We start from the raw sequence: 15,829 nt of genomic DNA, 5'->3' as shown, positions 1-15,829 counted from the left end.
AACGATGAAACTGTCCCGGCTTACCTGCAGCCTCGCCGTCCTTGCCGGCCTGGCAATTCCCGGCATGGCCAGTCCGGTCCTGGCCAAGGACCTGACGAGCGTCGGCATCTCGGTCGGATCCCTCGGCAATCCGTTCTTCGTCGCCACCATCAAGGGCATCGAGGACAAGGCGAAGGCCATCAACCCGAACGTGAAAATCACCTCGGTCTCGTCGGACTACGACCTCAACAAGCAGTTCACCCAGGTCGACAACTTCATCGCGTCCGGCGTGAACATCCTCATGCTCAACGCGGTCGATCCGGTCGCCATCGAGCCCTCCGTCAAGCGGGCCCAGGCGGCCGGCATGGTGGTGGCAGCCTTTGACGTGGCGGCAGCGGGCGCAGACGTGACCGTGATGACCGACAACGTCAAGGCCGGCGCGATCGCCTGCCAGTACATCGTCGATCACCTGAAGGGCAAAGGCGACGTCCTGATCGTGAACGGTCCCCAGGTCTCCTCCATCACGGACCGCGTAAAGGGCTGCAAGGGCGTCTTCGACAAGAACCCGGGCATCAAGATCCTGTCCGACAACCAGGACGCCAAGGGCTCCCGCGACGGCGGCTTCGCCGTGACCCAGAGCCTGCTGACCCGTTTTCCGAAGATCGACGCGATCTTCGCGATCAACGACCCGACCGCCATCGGCGCAAGCCTTGCGGCCAAGCAGCTCAATCGGAACGAGTTCATCATTACGTCCGTCGACGGCGCGCCGGACATCGAATCCGAGCTGAAATCCGGCAACTCCCTCATCAAGGCCTCGGCCTCGCAGGATCCTTACGTGATGGCTGGGCAGGCCCTGGAACTCGCAGCCGGCATCCTCAACGGCAAGAAGCCCGAGAAGAACGTGATCCTGCTCGATCCGAAGCTGATCACCGCCGAGAATGTCGGAGAGTACAAAGGATGGACGGCCGCGCGTTGAGCACATAGGCATGAACGGCGGCCATGATCGGCGATCATGGCCGTTCGTTTTTGAGAAGCCGGGATGGCGGTTGGAGAAACGGACATGCTCAGGGAGCTTCGGGAAAAGGTTCTGGAAGCCAATCTGGAAGTGGTGCGCCGCGGGCTCGTCCTCTACACTTTCGGCAATGTTAGTGGCATCGACCGTGCCGAGAACCTCGTTGTCATCAAGCCGAGCGGCGTTCCCTATGAGCGCATGAGCGCGGACGACCTGGTGATCACCGACCTCGAAGGGCGGCAGGTCTGGGGCGAAATGCGGCCCTCGTCTGACCTTGCGACGCATCTTCACCTCTACCGGTCGTTCTCCGAAATCGGCGGTGTGGTGCACACCCATTCGGAATTCGCCACCGCCTGGGCGCAGGCACGGCGCGCCATTCCGCCCTTGGGGACGACCCATGCGGATTATTTCCACGGCCCCGTCCCGGTCACGCGGGAGCTGACCGCCGAGGAGATCGAGAAGGACTATGTCCGCGCCACCGGCGTCGCCATCGCCGAGTGCTTCGGCAACCGCGATCCTTTGGAGGTGCCTGCGGCGCTCGTCGCCGACCATGGCCCCTTCTGCTGGGGCCGCACCCCCGACGAGGCCGTGCACAACGCGGTGGTGCTGGAGGCGGTCGCCCGCATGGCGAGCCATACCGTTTCCCTCGCTCCGGAAAGGGCGGGCATCTCCCAGAATCTCCTCGACCGGCATTACTTCAGGAAGCACGGCGCGGCCGCTACATACGGGCAGTCATGAGATCCCTGCCGCCCCTCACCTCATTTGTCTTTCGGAGAGCATGAATGGCGATCGTCGCTGGAGTCGATTTCGGCACCCTCAGCGTACGCGTAACCCTCGTGGACGACCACACGGGGCCGCTCGGGCTGGGCACAGCCGAATACCCGCTCCACCGGAGGCGGGACGACCCGGACCACGCCAGCCAGTCCCATGCGGATCACCTGGACGCGCTCGTCACCGCGATGCAGCGGGCGCTGGCCTCCGCGGGAATCCGCGGAGACTGCGTCGCAGCGCTCGCGGTCGACACGACCGGATCGACGGTCATCCCGGTCGATGAGAACCTGCGGCCACTGGGCGATTATTACCTCTGGTGCGACCATCGGGCGAAGGCGGAGGCGGCGCGGATCACGGCGCTGGCGCATGAGGAGAACCTTGAGGCCATCCGCTGGTGCGGAGGGGTCTATTCCTCCGAATGGGGCCTTGCGAAACTCCTTCACTGGCTGCGACACAACCCGGACAAGCGGGAACGGTTCGGCACGGCCCTGGAGCATTGCGACATGATCGTCGCGACGCTGACGGGTGTGACGCATGTTTCACAGCTCAGGCGCAGCATCTGCGCCATGGGCCATAAATGGATGTGGAACCCACGCTGGGACGGCCTTCCCTCGCAGGACTTCCTCTCCAAGGTCGATCCGCTGTTCGACGGCATTCGCGAGAAGCTCGGCGGGGTCTACAAGACGTCCGACATGGTCGCGGGCCGGCTCTCGGACACATGGGCCGAGCGCCTCGGCCTGCCGGCCGGCATCCCTGTGCCCGTCGGCGCGCTCGACGCCCATTGGGACGCCATCGGGGCGGGATGCAGCGTCGGTGACGTGGTCAACGTGGTCGGAACCTCCACCTGCGTCATGGCCATCGGGCCGGAGGTTGGCCTTGTCCAGGGTGTCTGCGGCATCGTGCCGGGAAGCGTGCATCCGTCCCTCGTCGGAATCGAGGCGGGCCTGTCCGCAACCGGCGACATCTTCGACGCCATTGCGCGCCGGGCCAATACCAATATCCGGACGCTCTCCGAGGGGCTGGAGCGCTACCGGGCCGGCGAGACGGGCCTCCTGCGGCTTACCTGGGACAACGGCGACCGAACAGTGCTCGTCAGGGCCGATCTGGGCGGCATCACGCTCGGCTGGAACCTGCTGCACACAGCCCAGGACGAATTGTTCGCCGCCATCGAGGGAACCGCCTTCCACACACGCATCATCCTCGAACGTATGGCCGAGGGCGGCGTGCCGGTCGAGCGCGTCATCAATGCGGGCGGCATTCCGCAGAACAACCCTGTCCTGAACCAGGTCTACGCCAATGTTCTCGGACGGCCGGTCCTGGTCCCGGACGGACTGCCGACCGGGCTCGGATCGAGCATCTTCGCGAGCCTCGCGGCGGGCTCCTATGCGGATGTGGAGAGCGCCCAGGCAGCGATCTGCCGTCCCTTCCGGACCTTTGAGCCCGACCCAGCGACGCGGGACACCTACGAGCAACTCTACGGGCTCTACCGGACGCTCTATTTCGGCTTCGGCGGAAAGACCGGTCCGGTATCGCTCGACCAGGTTCTTCCAGAGCTCAAGCGCCTCGCTCGCCCTGCGCCTTAGGCGAGTTGCGCGCGGAACCCTTTCGGCCTTTATTGCAGCCAAGCCCAGCGGAGTTCGCCCATGCCCTCGTCCCTGCCTGTTCTTCCCCCCGACGGCTCGCCCTGGCGGGCGCGGCGGACCCATCGGGAATGGCTCGCGGGCCAGGCGGCCGATCTCCTGGGCTTCTTCCAGCACAGCGCGATCAACCCGAAGGGCGGCTTCTTCGACCTTGATACAACGGGCAAGCCCATCGACGACGGCAGCCCTATCCGCCAGATCCATAACACGACGCGGATGGTCCATTGCTTCGCCATCGGACACCTCCTCGGGCGGCCCGGCTGCGCTGACTTCGTGGACCACGGTGTGGACTACCTCTGGAAGCATCACCGGGATCCCGACCATGGCGGCTATGTCTGGTCCCTGGACGGCGAGCGCTTCCAGGACGACACCAAGCAGGCCTATGGCCATGCCTTCGTCCTGCTCGCAGCCTCGAGCGCGAAGGTCGTCGGCCATCCCCTGGCGGATCGCCTGATCGACGACGTGACCCAGGTGCTGGAGGAGAAGTTCTGGGAGGATCGGCACGGAGCCGTGGCGGAAGAGTTCGCCCGCGATTGGACGCCTCTCACCCGCTACCGCGGCCAGAACTCGAACATGCACCTGACCGAGGCGCTCATGGCCGCTTTCGAAGCCACCGGAAGGAGCGCCTATCTGGACAAGGCGGAACGCATCGCGAGCCTGATCATCGGACGTCATGCGACTGCCCTCAGGCACCGGGTGGCGGAGCATTTCAACGAGGATTGGAGTCTCGACCGCGACTATCGCGGATCGGACGTTTTTCGCCCCGCGGGCACGACACCCGGCCACTGGCTCGAATGGAGCAGGCTCCTGCTCCAGCTCTGGGTGCTCGGCGACCGGCGCCATGCCTGGATGCGGGACGCCGCCGCGGCCCTTTTCAGGCAATCGGTCGAACTGGGCTGGGACAAGGAGAACGGGGGCTTCTTCTATACGCTCGACTGGGAGAACCGGCCGGCCCTTCGCCAGAAGCTCTGGTGGCCCTGCGCGGAGGCGATCGGCGCCGCATCCTTCCTGTGCGATCATCTTCCGAGCGATTTCCACGAGAGCTGGTACCGGCACCTATGGGACTTCGCGGCTCTCCACCTCATCGACCAGCAGCATCGGGGATGGCATCCGGAACTCTCAGAGACGCTCCGCCCCGCATCGACGCTCTTTACCGGAAAGCCGGACCTCTACCACGCGCTCCAGGCCTGCCTCATTCCCCTCTACCCGGCAACCGGAAGCCTCACGCGCGTTATCGCGCAGGAGAACCGGACCGAGGCGTGATCCCTCGGCCGGTAGCGCTCAGAGCGCCTGCCGTCTCAGGAATGCGCCGGCGCTGTGGCCTGCCTCACGCAGGCGGCTTTTGTGCAGAACGATGTCCTGAAAGGTGTCTACGGCTGCGAGCGCCTGCGAGCGCAGGGCCCCGAGGCGGGCGAAATCACGGTCTGCGAAACGGTCGGCCGCCTGAGCGAGCCGCCTGCAGCGGGCCTCGATCTCGCGTCTGGCTTCCTCGAGACGCAGGTCCGGCGCGCAGCCCTGTTCCGCCTGCCGGCAGGCATGAAGAACGGCGCCGATCAGGTCCTCGTCGGCGTAAAGGCCCGTATGGTGCCGGATCCGGTAGCGGGCACCGTCGAGAAAATGCTTGATGTCGCGACGCCACGCGCTCTCGTCCGTCATCCGCGAAATCCCTCTGGCCCGGATCCTCTCGTCATAGCTTCCGAGCAGGAAACGTCGGGACCCGTAAGGATCTCATTAACGGACCGTCCAGCAGGCTCGCGAAAACGCCCTCATGCCACCCGAGCGATGCGCTGCCGGTTCGGTCTGGGACGCAGCTTGCGGCGTGCCCAAATCCAGGCGCCTGTCAGAAGAAGCCCCAACAGGGCCACGGATGTCACAACGTTCAGGACCGGCAGAACCATGCCGCCCCAGGTCCCCTCATGCAGGAGGCGCGGCCAGTTCCGGCTACCCGGAACGGCGCCGTCGCGGGTCAGCACATAGGTCTTCATCTCGCCGTCCTCGGCGACACGGGCCATGAGGTTTCGGCCGATGGGACGGATCCAGCTCAGCCCCGCGAGATCGTGGTCGGCCCCGATCACGCGGACAGCCTCCCGCAGCGAGGTCGGCGGGCCGGAGGACGGAGCCGCCGCAGGAGCCGATGCGAACGTCACGCCAAGGGCCAGTAGCAGGCCCGTCAGAGGGCTGAGGATGACCAGCGGCAGCAGCAGCCAGCCAGCCCCCTTGTGCCAGCCCGGGATCGTGTTGCGCAGCTTGGGCAAGCCCATCAGGATTCCGAGGACGATCAGCGCCAGCATCGCGATTGTCGAGGTCGTCACGAGCCAGCCTGCACGGACGATGAGATGCTCGTGGAGGCGGCGCGCCGTGCCGAAGACATCCGAGAAGGTCATACCGTCACGAACCGCCGGCTGGCCGCTCGACAGATCGATCTCAGTGCCGCCCGCTCCTCTGCCGATCGACATCGTCCCCTCCAAGGGGCGCAGAAAGAGAGCCCGGGCGGTGCCTTGGGTATCGTGGCGCGCGAGAAGATCCTCGACCGTCTGGACCGGGAGCGAGCCGGGCACAATGGCGTTCTGGAGGACGAGCGGCTCGAAGGACAGGACCAGACCCGAAAGGATGACGGCGAGAAGCGGCAGCGCAAAGACGAGGGCCACCCAACGGTGCAGCCGCAACAGCAAAGCCTTGTTCATGGATGACGAGCTCAGACTTGAGAAAAGACAAGTCCATGATCGCTGCGCCATGGGGCGCCCGCAAGTTACGGATCGGTAATGCGAATCCGCAAAACGAAAATGCCCGCCGGAGGCGGGCATTTGCATTCATTCCGGAAAGGCTTCGCCGATCAGGCGGCCTTCTTGCTGCGGCGGCCCTTAGTGGCGGCCGGCTTCTCGTCCTCGGCCTTGCGGCGCTGCTGCCCGAGACCCATGGTCTTGGCGAGCTCGGAGCGGGCCTTGGCGTAGTTCGGAGCAACCATCGGATAGTCGCGGGGCAGGTCCCACTTAGCGCGGTACTGCTCGGGCGTCATGTTGTAGGTCGTGCGCAGGTGACGCTTCAGCGACTTGAACTTCTTGCCGTCCTCGAGGCAGATGATGAAGTCCGGCGTGATGGACTTCTTCACGGGCACGGCGGGCGTCAGCGCGGATTGCGGCGCCTCGGCAATACCCTGGGCCGTCTTCGTCAAAGCCGAATGGACCGAGTTGAGAAGCAGCGGCAGATCGGTGGCGGGAACGGAGTTATTGCTCACGTAGGCCGAGACGATATCGGCAGCAAGCTCAATGAAGTTCGGAGAGGTCACGTTCTCGCTCATAATGTTGTTATCCTTAGCCACGCAGGAACCATTGGGATTGATGAAGTAAGGGAGAGTGTTCCGCAGCGTCGCAGGATCAACGGTCCTCGTCGTCATAAATCCTGAGACGCAGAGGCGAAATATGTCCGAAAACCAGCTTTGGCAAGATGCAATTCGATAGTGTTCCCTAATTGTTCCAGTTTTTATTATCCGAAAAGGGTAAATAGGGCCCTATAACCTCGGATCGCTTCTACATCCGATATACTGCGTCGATGTCGCCCGCCCTCATTCTCACAAGTATTTGAAGTCCCTATATGCGAAAAGAATCCGCAATTAACGTTCTTCCAGCAAGAGCCGCGCTTGAAACGGTACCTTCAAGAATTCGCCCGAGACAGCTCAGAACTTCAGCATCGACAAGTGCATCACGAGACTTCGGGATGCACAAGAGCACGTCATTCATGAGAATAGCTTTCAGGAGCCAACCATGCCGCACCGCCGTTTTGGGCCTCTCGAGTGTCCGGTATCCGTCATTGGCCAGGGCACGTGGCGTCTCGACGAAGCCCCTCGCGAGACAGCCGCTGCGGCTTTGCGCGCAGGTCTCGATGCTGGCCTGAACCACATCGACACCGCCGAGATGTATGGCGAGGCAGAGCCCCTGATCCGGGACGCCATCGCCGGTCGGCGCGACGAGGTCTTCCTGGTGTCGAAAGTCCTGCCGCAAAATGCGTCCCGCCGCGGTACGATTGCGGCCTGCGAGCGATCTCTTGCGCGGCTCGGAACGGACCGGCTCGACTGCTATCTCCTGCACTGGCGCGGCAGTATTCCGCTCGAAGAAACGGTCGCCGCACTCGAAACCCTGCGCGAGAGCGGAAAGATCCTATCCTGGGGCGTCAGCAATTTCGACGAGGCGGACCTCGCCGAGGCTCTGGCCCTCGCGGGCCCCGGCCGGATCGCCTGCAATCAGGTGCTCTACCATCTGGAGGAGCGCGCCATCGAGCACGCGGTGCTTCCCTGGTGCGAAACGCACGGCGTTGCGCTCGTCGCCTATTCGCCTTTCGGGAGCGGCGATTTCCCAGCACCGCGGACGGCGAAGGGCCAAGTGCTCCAAAAGATCGCCGCCGCGCATGGCGCCACACCGCGCCAGATCGCGCTCGCATTCCTGACCCGCAAGCCCTCGCTCTTCGCCATTCCGAAAACCTCCACGGCGGACCATGCGCGGCAGAACGCAGCCGCCGGGGATCTTGTCCTATCAGACGCCGAGATTGCGGAGATCGACGCCGCTTTCCCGCGCGGTCCCAAACCTCGCTCGCTGCCGATGATCTGACCGCCCTGTTCCGGCTCCACCCGGCCCTGTATGCTGGTCTGCTGGGAGCGGCCCGATGACGTCGTCCGTGATCGTCCTTCTGCTCTTCGCCGTGCCGGTCGCCGGCTGGATCCTGGCGCTTGCGACCGCGCCGTTCGCCCGCCGCCGCCATGCGCGGCTTGAGGCCCTCACGCGCGCCCTGAAGGAGGATCCTCGCTATGGGGAGGCGGACCGGGCCCGTGTGAATGAGAGCCTCGAGCCCCTTCTCGGACCGGGCATGGCCCTGGTCCTGCTTGCCGCCGTGCCGGCCTCGCTCCTGGCCTTGGCCGTGAGGGGTATGACGGAAATGGGACTTGCCCGTCGGCACCCCAGTTGCCGGCCCTCACCCCTGGAGGACATCGAATGGGAGCGGTTCCGTACCCATGAGTTCACGCAGCGCGTGGACGGGTCGGCTCCGATCGGCGAAGACCCGCGCTTCCGCCGTCTCGGCGAACTTGCCTTCGAGGTCGAACTCCTGAGGCGGCCGCTCCTTCTGCTCAGCGTTGCTGTCCTGTCACTTCCGGCACTTCTTCTCTACGGACTCGCCTACGGCATCCGGGATGCTCTTCTGGTCCTTCCGCAGATGGCTTTCTTCGTCGCTCAGGCGCTTGCGCCGGTCCTGGGGCCGGTCACGAGACGCCGGCCGAGAGATGGGATAGGACCAGCCAGGCGATGAACGAGAGGATCGAGAGGCCGGGCACGAGGAATTCCAGAATGGTCCAGCGGCGAACACGGTGCTCCCAGTCATGGGTCTCCTGTTCGACCTCCTCATTCAGCGGAGCCTTCAGGAGTGCATGGAACCTCCTGCGGGAATAATAGCCCATGATGAGGGTAAACGGGGACAGCACGGCGAAGATCACCGCCAGGTCCCACATCAGGTTCCGGTATTGCGAGATCGCCACGTCACTCTCCGCCGTCGCCCCTCCCGGCCATCCGAGCGCCAGCACGCCCTGGTCGGGCACAGCGGAGGGATGAGGCGAGATCGGGCATGTCTGTGCTTGTGCGCCACGAAGTATTTATGGGGCGAGAACCCCGGATATCGGCCGAGGTTCCCCCATGGACAGGGCTAAACCATGGCGCCGGCGAGGAAAGAACTATTCCGCATCAGAATCGATGAAACCTGGCTTAGTATTCGCTCCTGGAGCGGAAGGAATTCACTGGATCGTATAACCGCCATCGATAACAAGCTCGGCCCCTGTCATGAACTTGGATTCGTCCGAAGCGAGATAGACCACGCCATAGGCGATGTCGTCCGGCTCACCGATATGGCCGAGCGGGTGAAGCTCGTCCGCGGTCCGGCGACCCACCTCCACATCCCCGTGCTGAGCCAGGTAGTTCTTCACCATGGGCGTCCAGATGTACCCGGGATGGATGGAGTTCACCCGAATGTTCAAGCCTGCCTTGGCGCAATAAAGCGCGACCGATTTCGTGTAGAGCCGGACGCCGCCTTTTGACGTGCAGTAGGCGCCGAGATCGGGAATGCCGATCATGCCGGCGACGGACGACAGGTTGATGATCGCGCCTCCGGGCGGCGTTCCTGCCTTCATGGCGCGGATGGCGTGCTTCGTTCCCAGGAAAACGCCGTCCAGATTGATGCTCATCAGCCAGTGCCAGTGCTCGAGCGTTTCCTCCTCGGGAGGGCACCCATCGGCAACGCCGGCATTGTTGACCAGAACATCGACGCGACCGAACCTGTCCAGTGTCTGAGCCATGACGTGCTGCCATTGCGGCTCGCTGGAGACATCGTGGTGGAGGTAAAACACCTCACTGCCGATCTCGCGGATCGCTTGAGCCGCCGCCTCGCCTTCGGCATCCTTGATGTCCGTGAGCACGATTTTGGCACCCTCGCGCGCCAGCATCATCGCGGAGGCGTGGCCGAGACCGAGCGCGGCTCCGGTGACGATCACGACCTTGTCCTTGACCCGGTTCATCCCAAACGTTCCCCGTGATCACATGCGCCGATGCCGGCGGCCCTCCCGCCGGACCGTTGCCCCGAATGGATCGCATCCCAGACGGGTTGCCGAGACAGAGTAGCCGAGCCCCCATCCGCTGGATTGCGATTGGTCAATGACAGAGAGGCTCAGTTCGCTGTCCTGATGCTCGAGCAGACGGCCTCCGCGAAGGCATCCGTGCCGAGGGTGCCGCCGATGTCCCGCGTACGGGTCGCCGGATGATCCAGGACCATCTCGACGGAGGCTTCGAGAAGAGCGGCCGCGCGGATTAGATTCTCGTTCGCATCACGCCGGCCGCGCCAGTCGAGGAGCATCGCGGCCGAGAGAATGAGCGATGTCGGGTTGGCGATGTTCTTCCCGGCAATATCAGGAGCAGAACCGTGCTGGGCCTGGGCGACACAGATCTCGTCACCGGCATTGATGGAGCCCCCAAGGCCGAGACTGCCGGACAGCTCCGACGCCTCGTCGGAGAGAATGTCGCCGAACATGTTGGTGGTGACGATGACATCGAAACGGTCAGGGGTGCGGATGAGATGCGCGGCCGCCGCATCGACGATCAGGTCGTCCAGTTCAACGTCCGGGAAGTCCTGAGCCACTTTGCGGACCTCGCGCAGGAAGAGGTTATCCGAGAGCTTGAGGACGTTCGCCTTGTGAACCGCCGTGACCTTTTTGCGTCGACCCCGGGCCAGCGTGAAGGCGGCCCAGGCGACCCGCGCCGAGCCCTTGGCCGTCACCTTGCGGATCGAGAGCGCCATATCGGGATCGGGCATGAACTCGCCGCTGCCCGCGAACATGTTACGATCTGAATAAAATCCTTCCGTGTTCTCGCGGACAATCACCAGATCCATGGGCTTGCGCAGGATCGTCAGCCCCTCCCGGGAGCGGCAGGGGCGGATATTGGCGTAGAGCTCGAACTTGACGCGGAGTTCGCCGGACGGATTGATGCCGCCCTCCTGGCGCGATGGATATTCGTAGTGCGACACGGGTCCGAGGATGACGCCATCCACCTCCGGGATGCGCTTCATGACCGTGTCGGGCAAGGTCGTGCCCTGCGACTTCAGCGTCACCAGGCCAATGTCCAGCGCTTCGAGCTTGAGGTTAAGACCAACCCTTGCATCGAGAACCTGAAGAACCTTGGTCGTGGCGGCGGTGATCTCAGGGCCGATTCCGTCACCGGGGAGAACCAGGATCTTCATGTTCAGCAACCTCACGAGATAAGATTTCAATCATTAGGGGACGGTTACTCGCGGCGTCTTTCCACCCTGAAGAGAAGTCAGCGTCGCGTCACCGCATCCTACGCCGGGCCTGTTTAGCACTTGGGTTGCCCTTCCGGCGTTCAATTCTCGTAAAGACGGAGGCCCACCCACGGATTTCGGAATCAGGTTGCCTCCCGGGTTGATGTCCGCAGCGAAGCAATCCGGGTAATATGGCCCGGCCTTCCCGCAAACCTGCTTTTGATAAATCTCAAGGTCAGGCGAGTCGCAAGGGTTTCCCTTAAGCTGTTGCGATAGCGTGGAGAGTTACTCCATGACGCATGTCCTGCTTCTGTCTGACGGGCCGTATTACGGTGCGCGGCAGGCCCTAAGATCCACCCAGTGGTTCAGGTGAGATCATGCCCGATTCGGTCTGGACCGAGAGTGCAAGCGGCACCGATGCTCTCTTCACAGATCTTTATGAACTGACGATGCTGCGCGCTTACAGCGAACTCAGCATGCGCGACATTGCTGTGTTCGACCTATTCTTCCGAAAGCTGCCCCCGCAGCGGAACTATCTTCTGGCCTGCGGCCTCAACCCCTTTCTACAAGATCTGGAAAACCTATCCTTCAGCGAGACGGATCTGGCTTACCTGTCATCGCATCCCCTGTTTCCCCAAACGTTCATCGATCAGCTGAGAGATTTCCAGTTCACGGGCGATGTCTATGCGGTCCCGGAAGGGACGCCAGTCTTTCCGAACGAGCCGCTTCTCGAAATCGCCGCACCCATCAGCCAGGCGCAAATCATCGAGACCATGGCCCTGAACCAGATCGGCCTCCAGACCATCCTGGCCTCCAAGGCGGCCCGGATCGTTGAAGCAGCCCAGGGGCGGCCTGTCGTCGATTTCGGTGCACGGCGTGCACAGGGACTGGATGCAGCCGTCAAAGGCGCAAGGGCATTCTTTATTGCAGGCGCTGCCGCAACCTCGAACCTCGCAGCCGGGCAGCGATGGGGAATCCCCGTTGCGGGGACGATGGCCCATAGCTTCGTTCAGGCCTGTGCGTCCGAGGCTGAAGCCTTCCGGGATTTCGCCAGGGTATTCCCAGGAACCACCCTGCTCGTCGACACCTACGACACGCTGGAAGGGGTCCGGCGGGTCGTCGAGCTTGCCAAGGAACTCGGACCAAACTGCCGTATTCAAGGCGTGCGGCTGGACTCGGGCGATCTGGCGACGCTGGCCAAGGGGACGAGATCGATCCTTGATGCAGCGGGACTGCAGGATCTCCAGATCTTTGCCAGCGGCGGGCTTGACGAATACAGGATCACCGAGCTCCTCATGGCCGAAGCCCCAATCGATGCCTTCGGGGTTGGAACGAGCATGAGCGTTTCAGAGGATGCCCCTGCCCTCGATATAGCTTATAAACTGGTGGAATATGCCGGCGTTGGTCGAATGAAGCTCTCGCCAGGCAAGCGTACCCTGCCGGGCCGCAAGCAGATCTTCCGTGCAATGCGGAATGGTTTGGCCGAAGGCGACGTGATTGCTCGTGGTTCCGAGCATCGGGACGGCTCTCCGCTCCTGCAGCCGGTGATGCTGAGCGGGCGGCGCGTCGCGCCGGCTCCCGCCTTGGCCGAGATCCGGGAACACGCTCGACGCTCGATCGAGCAACTGCCTGGAGGCCTCCGCATGGTCAAAGCATCGACCTCTCCTTACCCGATCAGCGTCAGTGACAATCTTCAGGACTACGAGCAGGATGTTCGTCAGAAGCTCATGGCTTCGTCAAAGCTGGAATAGATCCTATATACCATTGCCCTTAAGCCGAATTTCTGCCTTCACGACAGCGATACAAGCGCGCGCTCCGCCAAATCCAGATACTGCCTTGCCTGCGGGCGCCACTTCTGAGGTTCTCGCGGAGAAGGATCCAGAAGATGCGCCAGTGAAAGTCGGGCTCGGAGAACCGCATGGAGAGCCGTATAGGTGCCGAGAAGGTCATGCGGAATGGTGTCTCCCATGAGCTCTGCCACGCGCTCGATCAGAGCGCGGCCGAACCATGCTGCGTTCAGGTGAGCGCACTCCATGGCCAGAAATGCCAGTTCGTCATAGGGATCGACCAGCCGCAAATCCCGGTTAAACTCGAGACAATCGAAGATCACGATGGGATTTGCCAGGCAGATATGCTCCGGTCGCAGATCGCCGTGACCATCGACGATGCAGCCCGATTGGGACCTCTCTCGCAAACGAGGGCGGATCTTCCCGAGCGCCGCATCAAGCTGATCGAGAAGCGCCGACGCCTTGGATACGTCCGGCCACAGATCAGGGCGCAGAAGTACGGTCCGGTTCTCGGCTATTTCCTGGGTAAAGTGCCGGAAGAGCATATCCGGATCGACGGAGGGGTGCTCGGCGTGCCGGTAAAAGTTCGCCAGAACCTGGGCAAGTCGGCCAACTTCCTCCTGGCCCACGCGTCCTTCCTTCAGGCGGACGTCAAGCATGCAATCGGCGGGCAGGCGCTGCATCTCGACGAGCCAATCTACAATCTCCCCTTCCCCTCCTAGGGCCATCACTCCCGTGGACGAACAGGTCAGAGGGACAACGCCCTGATAGATTCCGGGCGCAAGCCGACGGTTCAATCGTGTCTCTTCACGGCAATATCGCTCGCGAGCCTCCAGGGTCGAAAAATCAAGATAGGGATAGCGAACAGGCTTCTTCAGCTTGAACACCCTCTCGCCTGCGAGGAACACCCATGACATGTGGGTCTCCTTCGCGACAACTTGATCGGGCCGATAAGGATAGGACGATGACTTGCCGAGGAAGTGAACCTTCGCCGCAAGTGTCGGTGCGTTTGCGCAGGTGCCGTTGAACATATGTCGCACCGGACGGAATTGTCGTGGCATTGTCGCATGAGATCAACGTCTCAGCCAGCCGCCGGTTTTCCATGACCATTGTCAATGTATTGGTATGCAGAGGCGGCTAGCTTCCAGCAACAATAATGCCGAGGAGCTCCCCTCGAGCGGAACGGCTGGGAGACCGGTCAAACTTGGCTGCTCGCCGAGATGAGTACCCCTCCAGACTGGATGCGCTATGACGACCTTCGCAACGACAGATCCGACCCTTCGAAGACTCTTCGAGCGGTTGGATTTTGCCCCCCAACCGAAGGACGAAGCTCTCTCTTGGCTGTTTGACTATTGGAAAGATAAGCGCAGTGGCCGTGTCGCACCGAAGCTTCAGGAGGTTGCCGTACCCGACCTTGGCGAAGCAGCCGGGAACGGGTTCATCCTCCAACTAGATCCCCAAGCAAATGCGCCGGTCCTGATGTTCGGAGGAGCCGCATTCGAGAACCTGATGGGGGCGTGTGATCACGGCGTCGTCGTTCTGGCCAAAGCACCGCGGCGACGTGGGGCTGTCAGGCTTCGACGGCTTTCTGGGCTTGTGCAGCGGTGCGCCGAGCCGGTCCTGGCGGAGTTCGAGGCATATGCAGCCGATCACCATCGGGTCAGGGTGGAAATCGTTCTTGCACCTCTTTCAGGAGATGGAAAAGCCGTGGATGGCCTCTTCGGCGGCTTAGCGCTTCGGCCGATACATGCCGAAAGGCTGGCGAGTGCATGGACTCCGCTCCCTGCCCAACCAGCCGACAACCAACCGCTGCTGTTCGCATTGAAGTCAGCGACTGATCTTGGAGAACGCATCGCTCACCACATGGGCCAGTCGCTTCAGCCCCATGAGGAGCGTGATTTCGAAGACGGGGAACATAAGACCAGACCTCTCGTCGACGTGCGCCGCAGAGATGTCCAGGTAATCGCCGGTCTTCATGGCAGCTCCAGTCAGAGCGTCAACGACAGGCTCTGCCGCCTGCTCTTCTTCGTGGGGGCACTGAAGGATGCGGGTGCCGCTCGCGTTACAGTTGTCGCTCCCTATCTCTGCTATGCCCGCAAGGATCGGCAGACCAAACCCTACGATCCCATCACGACGCGCTACATCGGCCAGCTGTTTGAGGCGGTCGGAGCCGATTGGCTCGTGACCATGGAGGTCCATAACCTCGCCGCATTTCAGAATGCATTCCGCTGCAACACGACCCACCTCGACGCCTACCTTGCCTTCAGCCGCCATGTTGCCGCCATAGCCGGCAACACCTCGCTTGCTGTCGTATCGCCCGATATCGGGGGGGCCAAGCGGGCCGAACTGTTCCGCCAGGTGCTGGAAGAGCACCTTGGCCGCCCGGTTTCCAAGGGTCTCGCCGACAAGCAGCGCAGCATGGGCCGGGTTTCGGGCGATCTCTTCGCAGGAGACGTCTCCGGCTGTACGGCGGTCATTCTGGACGACCTGATCAGCACAGGCACGACGATGGCGCGGGTCGCAGGACAATGCCGTGAGCATGGCGCAAAGCGGGTGATCGTCGCGGCTACGCATGGCGTCGGCGGGCCGGCCGCACTTGCCAACCTGACCCAGCCGGCAATCGACACGGTACTCCTGGCGAATACAATTCCTCAGACACCTGAGTTCGTGGCCGCCCTTTCCGATCGGCTTACGATTCTCGACGTGTCGGACGTTTTCGCTCAGACTCTGAGCGACAGGGCCCGGCACCCGGGATCTTTTCCCATGACGCAGAGCGGCAGCGGTGCCCATCGATAAGCAAGTCGAAACCATTGCGTTCCTGAAGAGGCTCTTTG

The 15,829-nt window shown here is 62.8% G+C and carries 15 protein-coding genes; 8 read left to right on the top strand and 7 right to left on the bottom strand.

Annotated elements, in window-relative coordinates:
• The first annotated feature begins 4 nt into the window (after positions 1-4).
• The 4 genes from C4E04_RS06150 to C4E04_RS06135 all read left to right on the top strand — a co-directional run bounded on the left by C4E04_RS06150 (position 5) and on the right by C4E04_RS06135 (position 4,665).
• Complete coding sequence (locus tag C4E04_RS06150) at positions 5-955, top strand: ABC transporter substrate-binding protein (RefSeq protein WP_109595948.1); 951 nt, start codon at positions 5-7, stop codon at positions 953-955.
• 84 nt (positions 956-1,039) lie between these two features.
• Complete coding sequence (gene araD, locus C4E04_RS06145; protein ID WP_109595946.1) at positions 1,040-1,729, top strand: L-ribulose-5-phosphate 4-epimerase AraD; 690 nt, start codon at positions 1,040-1,042, stop codon at positions 1,727-1,729.
• A gap of 44 nt (positions 1,730-1,773) precedes the next feature.
• Entirely contained in the window at positions 1,774-3,345 is a 1,572-nt protein-coding gene (locus tag C4E04_RS06140; RefSeq protein WP_109595944.1) for a ribulokinase, read from the top strand.
• 60 nt (positions 3,346-3,405) lie between these two features.
• Positions 3,406-4,665, top strand: a complete 1,260-nt coding sequence (locus C4E04_RS06135) for an AGE family epimerase/isomerase (RefSeq protein WP_109595942.1) — start codon at positions 3,406-3,408, stop codon at positions 4,663-4,665.
• Positions 4,666-4,683: 18 nt separating this feature from the next.
• Here C4E04_RS06135 and C4E04_RS06130 read toward each other — a convergent pair whose 3' ends face one another.
• The 3 genes from C4E04_RS06130 to C4E04_RS06120 form a co-directional block, all read right to left on the bottom strand.
• Positions 4,684-5,058 carry a hypothetical protein gene (locus C4E04_RS06130; RefSeq protein ID WP_109595940.1) on the bottom strand — a complete coding sequence of 125 codons (375 nt, stop codon included), beginning with the start codon at positions 5,056-5,058 and terminating at the stop codon, positions 4,684-4,686.
• A gap of 110 nt (positions 5,059-5,168) precedes the next feature.
• Complete coding sequence (locus C4E04_RS06125; protein WP_109595938.1) at positions 5,169-6,086, bottom strand: PepSY-associated TM helix domain-containing protein; 918 nt, start codon at positions 6,084-6,086, stop codon at positions 5,169-5,171.
• Between the two features lie 149 nt (positions 6,087-6,235).
• A complete protein-coding gene (locus C4E04_RS06120; RefSeq protein WP_109595936.1) occupies positions 6,236-6,700 on the bottom strand; it encodes a MucR family transcriptional regulator in 465 nt (154 codons plus the stop codon).
• Between the two features lie 463 nt (positions 6,701-7,163).
• Here C4E04_RS06120 and C4E04_RS06115 point away from each other — a divergent pair, with 463 nt between their 5' ends.
• Both C4E04_RS06115 and C4E04_RS06110 read left to right on the top strand, forming a co-directional pair.
• Positions 7,164-8,003 (top strand): aldo/keto reductase, encoded by an 840-nt coding sequence (locus C4E04_RS06115; RefSeq protein ID WP_109595934.1) that lies wholly within the window; start codon positions 7,164-7,166, stop codon positions 8,001-8,003.
• Between the two features lie 55 nt (positions 8,004-8,058).
• Complete coding sequence (locus tag C4E04_RS06110; protein WP_109595932.1) at positions 8,059-8,697, top strand: hypothetical protein; 639 nt, start codon at positions 8,059-8,061, stop codon at positions 8,695-8,697.
• On the opposite strand, the gene C4E04_RS06105 is transcribed toward C4E04_RS06110, so the two are convergent.
• The 3 genes from C4E04_RS06105 to C4E04_RS06095 all read right to left on the bottom strand — a co-directional run bounded on the left by C4E04_RS06105 (position 8,651) and on the right by C4E04_RS06095 (position 11,169).
• Positions 8,651-8,923 carry a hypothetical protein gene (locus tag C4E04_RS06105; protein WP_109595930.1) on the bottom strand — a complete coding sequence of 91 codons (273 nt, stop codon included), beginning with the start codon at positions 8,921-8,923 and terminating at the stop codon, positions 8,651-8,653. The genes C4E04_RS06110 and C4E04_RS06105 overlap by 47 nt on opposite strands.
• Before the next feature lie 252 nt (positions 8,924-9,175).
• Positions 9,176-9,952 (bottom strand): glucose 1-dehydrogenase, encoded by a 777-nt coding sequence (locus C4E04_RS06100; RefSeq protein WP_109595928.1) that lies wholly within the window; start codon positions 9,950-9,952, stop codon positions 9,176-9,178.
• A gap of 149 nt (positions 9,953-10,101) precedes the next feature.
• Complete coding sequence (locus C4E04_RS06095) at positions 10,102-11,169, bottom strand: isocitrate/isopropylmalate dehydrogenase family protein (RefSeq protein ID WP_109595926.1); 1,068 nt, start codon at positions 11,167-11,169, stop codon at positions 10,102-10,104.
• Positions 11,170-11,585: 416 nt separating this feature from the next.
• Between C4E04_RS06095 and C4E04_RS06090 the strand changes: the two genes are divergently transcribed.
• Positions 11,586-12,959 carry a nicotinate phosphoribosyltransferase gene (locus C4E04_RS06090; RefSeq protein WP_109595924.1) on the top strand — a complete coding sequence of 458 codons (1,374 nt, stop codon included), beginning with the start codon at positions 11,586-11,588 and terminating at the stop codon, positions 12,957-12,959.
• A 38-nt stretch (positions 12,960-12,997) separates the two neighbouring features.
• Here the strand turns inward: C4E04_RS06090 and C4E04_RS06085 are convergent, their stop codons facing one another.
• Complete coding sequence (locus C4E04_RS06085) at positions 12,998-13,912, bottom strand: hypothetical protein (RefSeq protein ID WP_109600837.1); 915 nt, start codon at positions 13,910-13,912, stop codon at positions 12,998-13,000.
• A gap of 331 nt (positions 13,913-14,243) precedes the next feature.
• Between C4E04_RS06085 and prs the strand changes: the two genes are divergently transcribed.
• On the top strand, positions 14,244-15,791 hold the full coding sequence (gene prs / locus C4E04_RS06080) for a ribose-phosphate diphosphokinase (protein WP_109595922.1): 1,548 nt from the start codon (positions 14,244-14,246) through the stop codon (positions 15,789-15,791).
• Positions 15,792-15,829 lie beyond the last annotated feature (38 nt).

The sequence above is a fragment of the Microvirga sp. 17 mud 1-3 genome (assembly GCF_003151255.1).
In the GTDB taxonomy this organism is placed as follows: Bacteria; Pseudomonadota; Alphaproteobacteria; order Rhizobiales; family Beijerinckiaceae; genus Microvirga.
Note: the sequence above shows the minus strand (reverse complement) of the source record. Positions and strands in the feature narration are given on the sequence as shown.

Excerpts from the sequence above, each read along its gene's own strand:
- C4E04_RS06125 (WP_109595938.1), bottom strand. The coding sequence starts at position 6,086 with ATGAACAAGGCTTTGCTGTTGCGGCTGCACCGTTGGGTGGCCCTCGTC.
- C4E04_RS06130 (WP_109595940.1), bottom strand. The coding sequence starts at position 5,058 with ATGACGGACGAGAGCGCGTGGCGTCGCGACATCAAGCATTTTCTCGAC.
- C4E04_RS06140 (WP_109595944.1), top strand. The coding sequence starts at position 1,774 with ATGGCGATCGTCGCTGGAGTCGATTTCGGCACCCTCAGCGTACGCGTA.
- C4E04_RS06090 (WP_109595924.1), top strand. The coding sequence starts at position 11,586 with ATGCCCGATTCGGTCTGGACCGAGAGTGCAAGCGGCACCGATGCTCTC.
- C4E04_RS06115 (WP_109595934.1), top strand. The coding sequence starts at position 7,164 with ATGCCGCACCGCCGTTTTGGGCCTCTCGAGTGTCCGGTATCCGTCATT.
- araD (WP_109595946.1), top strand. The coding sequence starts at position 1,040 with ATGCTCAGGGAGCTTCGGGAAAAGGTTCTGGAAGCCAATCTGGAAGTG.
- C4E04_RS06085 (WP_109600837.1), bottom strand. The coding sequence starts at position 13,912 with ATGTCATGGGTGTTCCTCGCAGGCGAGAGGGTGTTCAAGCTGAAGAAG.
- C4E04_RS06110 (WP_109595932.1), top strand. The coding sequence starts at position 8,059 with ATGACGTCGTCCGTGATCGTCCTTCTGCTCTTCGCCGTGCCGGTCGCC.
- C4E04_RS06100 (WP_109595928.1), bottom strand. The coding sequence starts at position 9,952 with ATGAACCGGGTCAAGGACAAGGTCGTGATCGTCACCGGAGCCGCGCTC.
- C4E04_RS06120 (WP_109595936.1), bottom strand. The coding sequence starts at position 6,700 with ATGAGCGAGAACGTGACCTCTCCGAACTTCATTGAGCTTGCTGCCGAT.
- C4E04_RS06150 (WP_109595948.1), top strand. The coding sequence starts at position 5 with ATGAAACTGTCCCGGCTTACCTGCAGCCTCGCCGTCCTTGCCGGCCTG.
- C4E04_RS06095 (WP_109595926.1), bottom strand. The coding sequence starts at position 11,169 with ATGAAGATCCTGGTTCTCCCCGGTGACGGAATCGGCCCTGAGATCACC.
- C4E04_RS06135 (WP_109595942.1), top strand. The coding sequence starts at position 3,406 with ATGCCCTCGTCCCTGCCTGTTCTTCCCCCCGACGGCTCGCCCTGGCGG.
- prs (WP_109595922.1), top strand. The coding sequence starts at position 14,244 with ATGACGACCTTCGCAACGACAGATCCGACCCTTCGAAGACTCTTCGAG.